The following is a 12522-nucleotide window of genomic DNA, read 5'->3' on the forward strand; positions in this document are numbered from 1 at the left end:
ATTGGTGATCTAACCCGCCGCAACGGAGAATGAGGCATGCAAAGATCATCCAGACCAGCAGGCTTCCGCCGGGTTGTCCCCACCAGCAGGCAGTGGGCCCAGATCCCCCGGCGCTTTTCACGCCGCGGCATGCAGATGGCCTCATGGCTGGTTGTCCTGGCCACCGCCGTGGCCATCTTCTTCAGCTTCAACCACTTCGAGGATTTCGACGCGCCGGTCTTCGACGGCCTCTACCGCAGGATTGACATGTTCGGGCTTGCCAGCATCGGACTGGTCGTGCTGTTCTGCGCGGCAGGATGGCTGGTCCGGGGATTCAATACCGCCCTGGCGCCGATACTGCTGGGCATAGCGGCTGCCACCCACTTCATTGACGGCTCCCCGGAGGCAGTCTTCTGGACTGCCGGAGCAGCTGCGGCATCCATCCCCCTGCTCATCGATTCCGTCCTGCTCACCGCGCAGATCCGCTACCTGCGCCGGCTGGCGCGCAACAGCGCGGCGGGCCAGGACCTGAAGCTGGATGGCGACGCCGCGGCGGCGCTGCGCGGGATGATGGGCTTCAATCTTTTCTGGGCGTTCGTTTCGCTGGCCGCCGCGGGGGCGCTGTATTGGTTTGCCGGCAAGGTCTTTGCCGACGAGGCCGGCCGCAGCGCCCAAGAGCTGGAGGACCAGAGCTTCTCCGACGTTGTGATGGCCGGCGCGCTTCTGCTGGGCTGCATCGGCGTGGTCTGGATCTTCCGGACAGCCACCGCATTGGCGGCCCGCTCCGCCGTGGGGCCGGTGGTCTGGGACCTCGGACAGGTGGAAGCGGAACTGGGGATGGTCTTCGACGACGGCTTGGCAGGCGGCGACATTTCCACCGCGAATGACGCACTGGCGGATCGCTGCATCTGCCTTTCTGAGCTCATCCAGCTCTTTCCCGATGATGCGCAGGAGATCCGCGACAGCGACTTCATCAGCGCCAGCACCCACTGTCCTGCGCACGGAATCACTGCAGTCAACTCCTTGAGCACGGAAGAGTTCTGCCGCGTCGCCGAAGCGTCATGGCTGTGGGAAATGCTCTCCGAGGTGCCGCGTTCTGCCGCCACGTCCTCCCAGACCCGCCTGCTGGTTGGGTTCGCCGGTGCGGCATTCACCGGATTCCCCGGCCGGATCAACTCTGAGGGTGCGGTTGAAATCAATGATTCCGCCTATTTCGACCCGGATCAGGAAGACGCCGCAGAACCCATGACTGCCCCAGGCGCCCCGCCGTCGGTGGGCCGCCTGGACGAGATCGACCTGCGGCCTGCCGGCATCAATGGACATGCCCGGCGCTTCGAACACTCGCGGGCTTGGTTCATTCCCGGGGATTCTGGCCGCGGCTAGGGTCTGCTCTGCTAGTCTCGGCTCATGAGCCAGGCCACATCATCTCGTACCAAACGCCTGCTGCTGGGCATCGGCGCCGGTCTGGCCCTTGCCCTGGCAGCGTTCTTCGTTGTTGCCCCGGGCATCGTTGAACGCGGCAGAAACCAGCTGGCGAAGACCGACCTGCCCGCGGTAGATGAACCTGCCCAAGCGCTGCACAACAAGCTGGCAATTGCCGATATGCATGCGGACACGCTGATGTGGGACCGTTCACTGCTCACACGGGCTCAGCGAGGCCACGTGGATCTGCCGCGGCTGCAGGAAGGCAATGTTGCGCTGCAGATTTTCTCTTCGGTGTCGAAATCCCCGGTGGGGCAGAACTATGATTCGAACAGCGCCGACTCGGATAACATCACCCTGCTGAGCATCGCCCAGCTGCAGCCTCCCAGGACTTGGTTCTCCCTGCTGGAACGCTCGCGGTTCCACGCCCAAAAGCTCAAGGACAACGCGGCACGCTCGAACGGATCGCTGCGGACCATCACCACAAAGGGTCAGCTGGAGCAGCTGCTGGCCGACAGGGCACAGGGCGACAAGGTCACCGGAGCACTCTTTTCGGTGGAGGGTCTGCAGAACCTGGAAGGCGACCTGGCGAACCTCGACCTGTTGTATGCAGATGGCATGCGCATGGCGGGGCTGACGCACTTCTTCGACAACGAAGTTGCCGGTTCCATGCACGGCGAAGCCAAGGGAGGGCTGACCGATCTTGGCCGCGCGGCCGTCAAGCGCATGGAACAGTTGGGCATCGTGGTGGATCTTGCCCATGCCAGCGAACAGAGCATCGATGACGTGCTGTCCATGGCCACCCGTCCGGTGGTCTTCAGCCATGGCGGGGTGCAGGCCACCTGCAAGGTCAATCGCAATCTCAGCGACGAGCAGATCCGCAGGATCGCAGCCACCGGAGGCATGGTTGGCATCGGCTATTGGGATGCGGCAGTCTGCACGCTCAGCGTCGGCGCAGTGGTTGACGCCATCGAACACGTCATCAAGGTCGGCGGAATCCAGAGCGTAGGCCTGGGAAGCGACTTTGACGGGGCCACCGAAGTCGCGTGGGACGCCAGTCAGATCGCGCTGATTACCCAGGAACTGCTGCAGCGCGGCCACTCGGAATCGGAGATCGCAGCCATTATGGGCGGCAACACCATCCGGGTGCTCAAGGAAGTGCTGCCCGAGTCCTAGACCCGCCGCCTACAACTCGATCCAGTAGCGCCGCACCGCATCCTGCGCACCGAAAGTTTCGGCAATCTCGGCCCGAGGAATGACCCGTTCCAGCACGCTGCCCTGCGACTCGATGGTCTTATATGACCCGACATTCGAATCATTGCAGGTGACTAGCACGCGTTCCAGGCCCAGCCCGCGTGCCTCGTCCAAGGCTCCGGCGAGCGCAAGTTTCGCCAGTCCCCGGCGCCTGGCTCCTGGCCTGATGCCGTAGCCTATGTGGCCGCCGACGACGGCAAGGTAGTCATTGGCCAGCTCATGGCGCAGGCTGACTGCCCCGAGATACTCGTCGCCTTGGCAGACCCACAGGGTGCTTTGGGCAACGAATCCGGCCGGCGGCTGGAACTGCGGGTTTTCCAGGTCGTTCAGCAGCTGCACCCATTGGCTGAAGCCGGCCGCAGTGGACAGGTCCCAGCCGAACTTTTCGGCAAAGAACACCGATGCGCCGTCCTGATCTGTCGTGCCCCATTCTTCCCAGCTTTGCAGCCATGAGGCGTGGAGGGCGGCGGTGGGTTTGCGCAGTTCAATTGCTTCCATCAAGTCAGCTTAGGCACGTTTGGCCAGCCGCCCCAACTTCGCGACGGCGGCCTGGTCGGGGCGGGCTTATGGAGCAAATCACATTTGTTGCACTATCAGTCAAATAGTGCAAAACTGCACCGTATGGGAAATAGTGCAAAAGATAGCGACTCGGCGGAGCCAGCCGCTGAAGGACTGAGCAAGCGGATGCTGAAGACCCGCTTGTCCATCACCCGCACCGCCCGCGCCCTGACCGCCGAGCTGGGATACAACGGCTTCACCATCGAGCAGCTGTGCGAACAGGTGGGAATCTCCCGCCGCACCTTCTTCAACTACTTCCCCGGAAAACTCGACGCCATCTTCGGGCACAGCAGCGACGACATGCCAGAGGGCGCGCTGGAACGGTTCATCGCGGCGCGCCCCGAAGGAATCACCGGCATCTCCCCCACACTGCTGGCGGATACCGTCGCACTGGTTCTCGAACAGCTCACCTTCGACGAGCAGGCGATCGTCTGCACCCACGGAATGTTCAAGGTGGCCCACCGCGAACCCGAGCTGCTGCAGCGCATGATGCAGATGGGACCGAAAAAGGAGCAGGAGTTCCTCGACCTGCTCTCCCAGCGCGAAGGCGTCCCGGCAGACCATCCGATGTTCCATTTCCTGGCCCACGCGATGCGCTTCTGCTGCATGAAAGCCATCGACAACTACGTCGCCAACGCCGGGGCCAAGAGCCTTGCCGATGAATTCATCACCGTGCTGACTGCGGCGAAGGAGCTCTTCTCCCAGCCGCTCTTCCTCCCCCACGACTAAAACTTCCATTCCTACTCGCAAGGAACACCATGACAACCACCGCAGAACCCCGGAAGTCACCGGGTGATGCACCGCTGCTTTTGACCCAGCGGCGCATCTGGATCATCTTCTCCGCCTTGATCGCCGGCATGCTTTTGTCATCCCTGGACCAGACCATCGTCTCTACGGCGATGCCTACCATCGTCGGCCAGCTGGGCGGCGTGGAACACCAGGCGTGGATCACCACCGCGTATCTCTTGGCGACCACCATCGTGATGCCGATCTACGGCAAGTTCGGCGACGTACTGGGACGGCGCAATCTGTTCCTCATCGCCATTGCGCTGTTCACGCTGGCCTCGGTCGGCGCAGCATTCTCCACCGACTTCTGGACCTTCGTGGTCTTCCGCGCCATGCAGGGCCTTGGCGGCGGCGGCTTGATGATCCTGTCGCAGGCCATCATCGCCGACATCGTTCCGGCCTCTGAACGAGGCAAATACATGGGGCCGCTGGGCGGCATCTTCGGCCTGTCGGCAGTAGCCGGCCCGCTGCTGGGCGGATTCTTCGTGGACCACATGACCTGGCAGTGGGCGTTCTACATCAACATCCCTGTTGGCGTCGCGGCCTTCCTGATCGCCTGGTTTGCCCTGACCATCCCGAACAAGAAGGCCGAAAAGAAGATCGACATCCTCGGCGTGGTCTTCCTTTCCATCGCCACCACCTGCCTGATCTTCTTCACCGACTTCGGCGGTTCGTCCGCCCACGGCTGGGATGCACTGGAAACCTGGGCCTGGGGCGCAGGCCTGGTCGTTGCTATGCTCATCTTCCTGGCGGTCGAGGCGCGCGCGGAGGATCCGATCATTCCGCTGAGCCTGTTCAAGAACAAGGTATTCATCAACGCGACGGCCATCGGCTTCACCCTGGGCATCGGCATGTTCTCCGCCATCGCCTTCGTCCCGACCTTCCTGCAGATGTCTTCGGGCACCTCGGCGGCGGTATCCGGCCTGCTGATGCTCCCGATGATGGCCGGCATGATGGGCACCTCAATCTACTCCGGCATCGCCATCACCAAGTCCGGACGCTACAAGGGCTACCCGATCGCAGGCACCATCATCACCCTGGCGGCAATGGTCTGCTTCACCACGCTGAGCGCCGACACCGCGCTGTGGCTGATCTGCGTGTACCTGTTCATCCTGGGTGCGGGCATGGGCCTGATCATGCAGGTCGTGGTGCTGGTGGTGCAGAACGCAGTGGCCCCTGAAATGGTCGGCGTGGCCACCTCCACCAACAACTACTTCCGCGAGGTCGGCGCCTCGCTGGGCGTGGCCATTTTCGGCGCAATGTTTACCAACCGGCTCTCCGAGAAGCTCATGGACGTCTTCTCCGGCGCCGGGGCCAGCGCCGCCGATGCCGGCCAGGCCACCGCGACCTTGGATCCAGCTGCCATGTCCCAGCTGCCGCAGCAGCTGCAGGACGGAATCGTCACCGCCTACGCGGATTCGCTGGCACCGGTGTTCTGGTACCTGATTCCGTTCCTTGTCGTCGCCTTCGCGCTGGCGCTGTTCCTCAAGCAGATCCCGCTTTCCGACCAGGCCGGCATGGTGGCCCGCGGCGAAGCAGTGGGCGGCGAGGAAGCTGAAGCCATCGAAGCCGCGCAGAAGGAAGCCGCGGCGTCGACGAACGAGGCCGCGCACAGCTCCGATCCCGGCTCGGACGCTGGCACGAAATAGCAGCACCCGCCAATGAGGGGATGCACCTTTTCCAAACGAAGAGGTGCATCCCCCTTTTTTGCCGCCTAGGATCTGTGGCGGCCGCTAGGCGGCGAAGTACCCACCCGGCTTCGGCTCCAGCGCCCAGGCAATGGCGCGTTCATGCAGCGGCGGAAGCGCTGGACGGTCATCGAGCTCAAAGTACTGCACCTCCAGATTCTCGTCGTCATGCACCCTAGCCTGCCCTTCGACATGCTTTGCCCTGAAGACCACGTCCAGATACTGGGCATGGTCCCCGTTGGGATACATGGTCGGGGCAGTCACGCCGATCCCCACCAGATGGGTCACCTCGCTGACAATGCCGGTTTCTTCAAGCACCTCGCGGTAGGCGGTATGCGAAGCTTCCTCGCCTGGCTCGATTATGCCCGCCGGAAGCGTCCATTTGCCGTTGTCGGCCCGCTTGACCAGCAGCACGCTGTTCTCCTTGAACACCACGATCTTCACCCCCGACAGCCACAGCATGTCATGTCCAATATGGGCTCTGAGATCGTTAATGAACTGAGGTGTAGGCATAGGCCTATCGTGCCATAAGCAAAGCGGCCAACGCGCCAACGAGCATGAACGGGCCAAAGGGAACAGCAGACTTCAAGGTCAATCTGCGCAGCAGAACTCCAATGAGCACCACCACGCTGGCCAGCACAAAACTGATCACCGTGGCCGCAAACAGCGCCACCAGGGAGAAATAGCCCAGGTTCAGGCCCAGCACCGCTGCAAGCTTCACATCTCCCATGCCCATGGCGCCGGAAGAAAGCAGCGCCACCAGCAGATATCCCCCGCACAGCAGCGCCATGCCAAGCACTGCCTGCAGCATTGGCCAGAAGTCCATCCTGATGGCGCTGAGCACCGCCAGCAGGATGAAGGAAGCCAGCAGCCACCGGGCCACCAAGGTATTGGGCAGCCGATGGGTGGCAAGATCCTTGGCCGACAGCCGGGCCCCAAACCACAGGAACAGCCCCAACAGCAGCGCGACGAGCAGCGCCGCCGGCCAGGATTCCCTGGCCACGGAGGTGAGCGACAGCGAGCCGAAGACCATCATGCCTACAGCATAGGCGCGAGTTTGGCGCTGCAGGCGGACTGCATGGCAGTTGTGCAAAAGCAGTGATAACTCGGCCCACAGCTCCTAGACTGGACTCATGATTGAGCCATCAGCTCCGCTTCTGTTCCCCGGGCAGCCCGCACCAGGATCCGCTGCACGGCGCAGGTTCCGCGCCTTGGCCCGTTCTGCACCCTGGCTGTCCACCTCGCTGAGGCTGAAATTCCAGGTTCCCGCACTATTTGCCGACCCGGCGCGCTCGCTGAGCGGAAATCTGGATCTGATCATCCGCCAGCGTGAAGCCGTCGCAGTGCACAACGAGGACGACCAGCTGGTGTACCAGAAGGAGTTCTTCACCGCTGACCGCGGGCGCGACTACGTGGCGGCCAGCATGTCCTCGTGGCAGCTGCCCGCATCGCTCACTTCCCCGGTATATACCGAAGGGCATCTGATCCTGCGCCGGCCCGAGATCGCCGGATTCGATGGCCTGCTGCCGCTGGACTATCTTGCCTCGATGCTTGACCCTTTCGAGCTGGCAGGCACCGAACCGGCTTCCCTGGAGTTGGCCTTCGACCATCCGACCTTCATCCATGAGCTGGCCGAGACGACATTCAACGACCGGCCGGTGCTGGCGGCGGTGCTCTCCGCCGGCTACAGCTACAAAGCCGTCAACGATGATTTTCCGCTGGTCCCGGCAGGATCCCACGCACTGATCATGCTGGATCTGGCAACCGGCATCTGCGTCAACCGGCAGATTCTCGACCCCGGGTCGGACGCCGAGGATGTCCAGCTGAGCATCGTGGCGCACAACGAGTACTACATTGATTCCCTGTTCACTTCGCCGGCTCCCACGCTGACCGACGTCCGTGCGCCGATCCCGTGGGAGCTGCGAAATGAACGGAAGAGCTCCTAGCTCATAAACGGCGCATCGAGCATTTCGGTAACCAGCGCCGCGATGGCAGAGCGCTCCGAGCGCATCAGGGTCACGTGGCCGAACAATGAATGCCCCTTGAGCTGCTCAACCACCGCCGCGACGCCGTCGTGGCGGCCCACATGCAGGTTGTCGCGCTGGGCCACGTCATGGGTGAGCACCACCTTTGAATTCTGGCCGATGCGCGAAAGCACCGTGAGCAGCACATTGCGTTCCAGCGACTGTGCCTCGTCCACGATGACGAACGAGTCATGCAGCGAGCGTCCGCGGATGTGGGTCAGCGGCAGGACTTCGAGCATGCCTCGGTCGACCACCTCGTCGATGACGTTCTTGGAGACGATGGAGCCCAGGGTGTCGAAGACCGCCTGGGCCCAGGGGCCCATCTTCTCCCCCTCGGAGCCCGGCAGGTAGCCCAGCTCCTGCCCGCCCACGGCATACAGCGGACGGAACACGGTGATCTTGCGGTGTTCGCGCCGCTCCAGCACAGCTTCCATGCCAGCGCACAGCGCCAGCGCTGACTTGCCGGTGCCGGCGTTGCCGCCCAGGGAGACGATGCCCACGCTCGGATCGGTGAGCAGGTCGATGGCGATGCGCTGTTCGGCGCTGCGTCCGTGCAGCCCGAAGACCTGCTGGTCGCCGCGCACCAGTTTCAAGGTAGTGGCGTCCGTCTTGCGCGCCAGCGCGCTGCCCCGCGGGGAGGTAATCACAAAACCGGTGTTCACCGGTGCGTCGGCGGCCGCTTCGAGGTTGCTCAGGTGCTCCCGCTCATACAGTGCAGCCATCGACTGCTCGTCGAGTTCCAGCTGCTGCACCCCTGTCCACCCGGTGGAGGGGCTCAGCTCGTTGCGGTAGACCTCCGCCAAGATGCCGATGGCTGACGCCTTGATGCGCATCGGCAGGTCCTTGGTCACCAGCGCCACGTCTTTGCCCTCGTCGAGCAGGCTCTTGGCTACGGCGAGGATGCGCGTGTCATTGTCGGCGCCGCGCATGCCAACGGGAAGCACATCAGCGGCAATATGGTTCAATTCAATGCGCAGCGTTCCGCCGGCGTCGGATACTGGCACCGCCTTGGCCAGCCCACCATGGCTGGCAATCAAATCATCAAGCAGCCGCAGGGCCTGGCGGGCAAAATACCCCAGCTCCGGGTCTTTGCGCTTGTGTTCCAACTCCGTGATAACGGTCAATGGGATCACCACGTCATGTTCCTCAAAGTGGAACATCGCCTTCGGGTCAGAGAGCAGAACCGAAGTATCGATTACGTAGGTCCGGACACCCTCATCAGCGTTTCGGGTCATGGCAGCGCACCTATTCTCATATCCGGCGTGGGGTATCCCCCCACGCAAATGTGGGGAATCCCGACACCGGATGCCTCACGGCGAATCCGGTGCTGACACCGGTGAACGCTGCTGTGGTCATCTAGTGAGAAACCCTTCGCTCAGCAGCGGCTGTATGCCACTGCCTTACTGCTCACCATAGACCGGTTGCCCTGACTAGAACATGGGGTGGGGGTGAATAACTTCTTTCCATCAGGAAAACCTTCGCCCCTCAGAAGAATTTCCTAGGCTCCAAAGCGGCGCTGCCGGTCGGCAAAGTCGCGCAGGGCGCGCAGGAAGTCGACGCGGCGGAAGTCTGGCCACAGCGCTTCACAGAAGTAGAACTCGGAATAGGCGCTCTGCCAGGTCAGGAATCCGCTGAGCCGCTGCTCCCCGCTGGTTCGAATCACCAGGTCGGGATCCGGCTGGCCCTTGGTGTAAAGGTAGGATTCGATGTCATCGGTGCTCAGGTTCTCGGTCACCTGTTCCAAGGTGCGCCCATCCTTGGCGGCGTCCTTGAGCAGGGATCGGATGGCGTCGAGGATCTCGCGGCGGCCTCCGTAGCCGATGGCGACGTTCACGTGCACACCGGTGCGGTTGGCGGTGGCGGCTTCAAGCGCGGTGAGCTTCTGCGCCAGTTCTTCGGGCAGCAGGTCGCGGGCACCTACTTGCTGGACCTTGACCCTGTTGGTTTCACCCAGGCGGTCAAGGGTGGAGCCGATGACTTCCAGAAGGTCGCGCAGCTCGGCTGGTTCCCGGTTGAGGTTGTCGGTCGAGAGCATGTACAAGGTGACGAGCTTGATATCCAGCTCTTCACACCAGTCGAGGAATTCCAGGATCTTGTCGGCGCCCGCCTGGTGCCCGGTGACGGTCGGGGTGCCGGCGAGCTTGGCCCAGCGGCGGTTGCCGTCGACCATTACGCCGATGTGGTGCGGCAGCTTGTCGGCAGGAAGGGACTTCGCCAAGCGCCGTTCATAGTAACGGTACACAAGGTTGGGAAGCCGCACCTGGCCCTGCCTTTCGTCGAATGCCAAAAACTGTCGTTATTAAATCTACCGCGTTCGGCCCCCGGTTCGATTCATCAGCGCTCTGGGCGCCGCCGGTTTATTCCGTGCGCAGCACCTGCATGAAAGACGCGATCGACGAAACGGGAAGCTTGCACAGCTGGTGCCTGCACGGCTGGATCTGCAGGCCGGTTCCCTGATGTTCCAGGGCCGGATCGATGCGGTACCTCAAACCCAGCGCGGTGCACAATTTGCGCAGGGCCTGAGCCTGTTCGCGGGCTGCATCATTGACTGCGGCATAGTGGACCTGCCCCGAGATCACCGATTGGACTTCCAGGGCGGTGGCCACCTGCGTCGGCGCCTGCGGTGCCAGCGCGAGGGCATGGGCCGACAGCTTGCCTGCCAGTTCAAAGTCGGCTTCGTCCGCGGCCGCAGATGTTCCCGCAGCCATCGCCGCGATGGCATGCTGGGCCAGTGCTTTGGCGTACAGCGCCCCGGCGGCCGGCAGCGCGTCGTCCAGCACGCTGGCGGCGGTGGTTGAGTTGCGCTGCGAGTCTAGCCGCGCGTCCAGCTGGATCGAATCCCGGGGAATCGAGGTCTCGGGATCGATGAATTCGGCGGCCCGCTGCAGCAGCGAATCCGTGCGCTGCGCCCACAGCTTCCCTTGTTCGGTGCTGCGCCCCAAGGCTGAGGCCAGCGCTTCAAAGCCAAGGGCCAGCGCGGCATAGTCCTGCAGCGTCGCCTCATTGCCGCTGGCTGCCTTCCCGCCGAAGCTCACTCGCGCCAGTGTGCCTGCGGATTCGTCATAGTGCACTTCCCACAGGCTGGCCGCCACCTGTGCGGCAAGCTCAAGCAGGTTCGGAGCATCAAGCAGAATGGAGGCCTCGCAGAGCGCTTCGATAGCCAGTCCGTTCCACCCTGCAATGATCTTTTCATCGCGTCCCGGCAGCGCTCTTTCCGAGCGCAGGGCAAGCAGCTGGCCTGTGAACTCCTCCCAGACCTGCACTTCGCTTCCCTGCGGAGCACGGTTCAGCGAAAGGTGGAAGTGCCCCGGATCTTCGGCCACTTCAGCCAGGCGGACCAGATTGGCGGGCAGCGCTTCAAGGCGTTCGAGCACCTGGTTGATCTCTGCCCGAGTGTAGGTGTAGTAGGCGCCTTCAACGCTGCGCCCGTCGCGGTGCGAGTCGGCATCCAGCGAGCTGGCGAAGGCGCGGTGTTTGTCTCCGGCGGATCCGGTGAGCAGCTGGTTTTCAAGGAAGTCCGCGGCCCGCAGCGCGGCAGTGCGTGCGGTGGCCGCCAGCGCTAGTGCCCGCTGCTGCTGCCTGCCGCCGTCCTCTTGGGCGTAGTGCTGGGCGAAAACCGCGGTGCGGGCGCAGAGGCTAAGCAGCCCCGCGTTGTCATACAGCATTTTTTCAAAGTGCGGAACCGACCAGTGCTCGTCCACGCAGTAGCGGGCGAATCCGCCGCCAACGTGGTCCTGCAGCCCTCCATGGAGAATTGCCTCAAGGTTGGCTGCCGCCGCGTCAAAGGCCGCTTCGCTGCGTTCGGCGTCCAGGAGCACCGACCGCCACAGAGTTTTCAATGCCCAGGTGGCGGGGAATTTGGGGGCTGGTGTCAGCCCGCCTTCGGGCTTAGTTTCGGCGATCCACACGTCGCTGGCGGCTGCCAGCGCTTCGTGCGAGGGAGTATCCGCCGGCAGGCTCAGCAGCGCATTTTGCCGGCTGCCCAGCTCGGCGAGGTGTCCGGCCAGCATCTGAGCCTGTTCGGCCAGCGCCGCGCGCCGGTTTTCCCAGGCGTCGTGCACCGCAGTGAGCACCTGGGTGAAGGAGGGGGTCCGGCCCCGCGGCTGCGCCGGGTAGTAGGTTCCGGCATGGAAGGTCCGGCCGTCGGGCAGGGCAAAGATGGTCATGGGCCATCCCCCGGCGTCGGTCAGCGCCTGGGTGGCCATCATGTAGGTGTCGTCCACCAGCGGGTGTTCCTCGCGGTCCACCTTGATGGCAACAAAGTTGTCGTTAAGCAGCTGGGCGACTGCCGGGTCGTCAAAAGACTCGTGGCTCATGACGTGGCACCAGTGGCATGCAGAATACCCAATGGAGAGCATGACCGGAACGTCGCGCAGGCGCGCTTGTTCGAACGCCTCGTCAGAATACGGGAACCAGTCAACTTCCTGGTGTGCATGCTGGCGCAGGTAGGCGCTGGATGAGCTTGAGAGTCGTTGTGCCACGCCTCCAAGCTAGCACTTAGTCTTAGCCTTCGCTGGTCTTCGGGTCGATCGGAGCTTCAGGTTCCTGCAGGCGGCGCTGCTCGCCGTCGCTGACCATCTTTTCCTGTCGCGCCTCAGCATCGGACTGGTAGCGCACGCGGCGGACTCGACGGATCATGTCGCGGATCAGGAAGATGCCCATGATGACCATAAAGGCAGTGAAGATGAAGCCCAGGAATCCGGGGCCGTAGTCACTGGCTTTTTCAGTGCCGAAGCTGGTCCCGGAGGCTAGGATCACTGACGCGTAGATCGCATTCACGGTGTTAAGACAACTCTTTTCTCAGCTAGAAA

The 12522-nt window shown here is 63.1% G+C and carries 12 protein-coding genes; 5 read left to right on the plus strand and 7 right to left on the minus strand.

Annotated elements, in window-relative coordinates; genetic code table 11:
• Positions 1-36: 36 nt before the first annotated feature.
• Positions 37-1362 (plus strand): hypothetical protein, encoded by a 1326-nt coding sequence (locus AUR04nite_RS11610; RefSeq protein ID WP_141365166.1) that lies wholly within the window; start codon positions 37-39, stop codon positions 1360-1362.
• 24 nt (positions 1363-1386) lie between these two features.
• Positions 1387-2577, plus strand: coding sequence for a dipeptidase (locus tag AUR04nite_RS11615; protein ID WP_141365168.1), 1191 nt, complete (start codon positions 1387-1389; stop codon positions 2575-2577).
• Positions 2578-2586: 9 nt separating this feature from the next.
• Here AUR04nite_RS11615 and AUR04nite_RS11620 read toward each other — a convergent pair whose 3' ends face one another.
• The gene (locus AUR04nite_RS11620) at positions 2587-3153 is read right to left on the minus strand and encodes a GNAT family N-acetyltransferase (protein ID WP_141365170.1); all 567 of its coding nucleotides are present in this window, start codon (positions 3151-3153) and stop codon (positions 2587-2589) included.
• 123 nt (positions 3154-3276) lie between these two features.
• On the opposite strand from AUR04nite_RS11620, the gene AUR04nite_RS11625 reads away from it, so the two are divergent.
• Positions 3277-3942 (plus strand): TetR/AcrR family transcriptional regulator, encoded by a 666-nt coding sequence (locus AUR04nite_RS11625; RefSeq protein ID WP_141365172.1) that lies wholly within the window; start codon positions 3277-3279, stop codon positions 3940-3942.
• Positions 3943-3971: 29 nt separating this feature from the next.
• Entirely contained in the window at positions 3972-5648 is a 1677-nt protein-coding gene (locus tag AUR04nite_RS11630) for an MDR family MFS transporter (protein WP_141365175.1), read from the plus strand.
• Between the two features lie 84 nt (positions 5649-5732).
• Here the strand turns inward: AUR04nite_RS11630 and AUR04nite_RS11635 are convergent, their stop codons facing one another.
• Both AUR04nite_RS11635 and AUR04nite_RS11640 read right to left on the minus strand, forming a co-directional pair.
• The gene (locus AUR04nite_RS11635; protein ID WP_246055505.1) at positions 5733-6149 is read right to left on the minus strand and encodes an NUDIX domain-containing protein; all 417 of its coding nucleotides are present in this window, start codon (positions 6147-6149) and stop codon (positions 5733-5735) included.
• A gap of 55 nt (positions 6150-6204) precedes the next feature.
• Positions 6205-6723 (minus strand): prepilin peptidase, encoded by a 519-nt coding sequence (locus tag AUR04nite_RS11640; protein WP_141365178.1) that lies wholly within the window; start codon positions 6721-6723, stop codon positions 6205-6207.
• A gap of 97 nt (positions 6724-6820) precedes the next feature.
• Here AUR04nite_RS11640 and AUR04nite_RS11645 point away from each other — a divergent pair, with 97 nt between their 5' ends.
• Entirely contained in the window at positions 6821-7633 is an 813-nt protein-coding gene (locus tag AUR04nite_RS11645) for a hypothetical protein (RefSeq protein ID WP_141365180.1), read from the plus strand.
• Here AUR04nite_RS11645 and AUR04nite_RS11650 read toward each other — a convergent pair.
• The 4 genes from AUR04nite_RS11650 to AUR04nite_RS11665 all read right to left on the minus strand — a co-directional run bounded on the left by AUR04nite_RS11650 (position 7630) and on the right by AUR04nite_RS11665 (position 12490).
• Positions 7630-8946 carry a PhoH family protein gene (locus AUR04nite_RS11650; RefSeq protein WP_141365182.1) on the minus strand — a complete coding sequence of 439 codons (1317 nt, stop codon included), beginning with the start codon at positions 8944-8946 and terminating at the stop codon, positions 7630-7632. The two genes, AUR04nite_RS11645 and AUR04nite_RS11650, sit on opposite strands and share 4 nt — an antisense overlap.
• A 263-nt stretch (positions 8947-9209) precedes the next feature.
• Positions 9210-9971 (minus strand): isoprenyl transferase, encoded by a 762-nt coding sequence (locus tag AUR04nite_RS11655; protein ID WP_141365239.1) that lies wholly within the window; start codon positions 9969-9971, stop codon positions 9210-9212.
• 97 nt (positions 9972-10068) lie between these two features.
• Positions 10069-12192 (minus strand): thioredoxin domain-containing protein, encoded by a 2124-nt coding sequence (locus tag AUR04nite_RS11660; protein ID WP_141365184.1) that lies wholly within the window; start codon positions 12190-12192, stop codon positions 10069-10071.
• Positions 12193-12214: 22 nt separating this feature from the next.
• Positions 12215-12490: a hypothetical protein gene (locus tag AUR04nite_RS11665; RefSeq protein WP_141365186.1), complete on the minus strand. Its 276-nt coding sequence runs from the start codon at positions 12488-12490 to the stop codon at positions 12215-12217.
• Between the last annotated feature and the right edge of the window lie 32 nt (positions 12491-12522).

It is taken from the genome of Glutamicibacter uratoxydans (assembly GCF_006539925.1).
In the GTDB taxonomy this organism is placed as follows: Bacteria; Actinomycetota; Actinomycetes; order Actinomycetales; family Micrococcaceae; genus Glutamicibacter; species Glutamicibacter uratoxydans.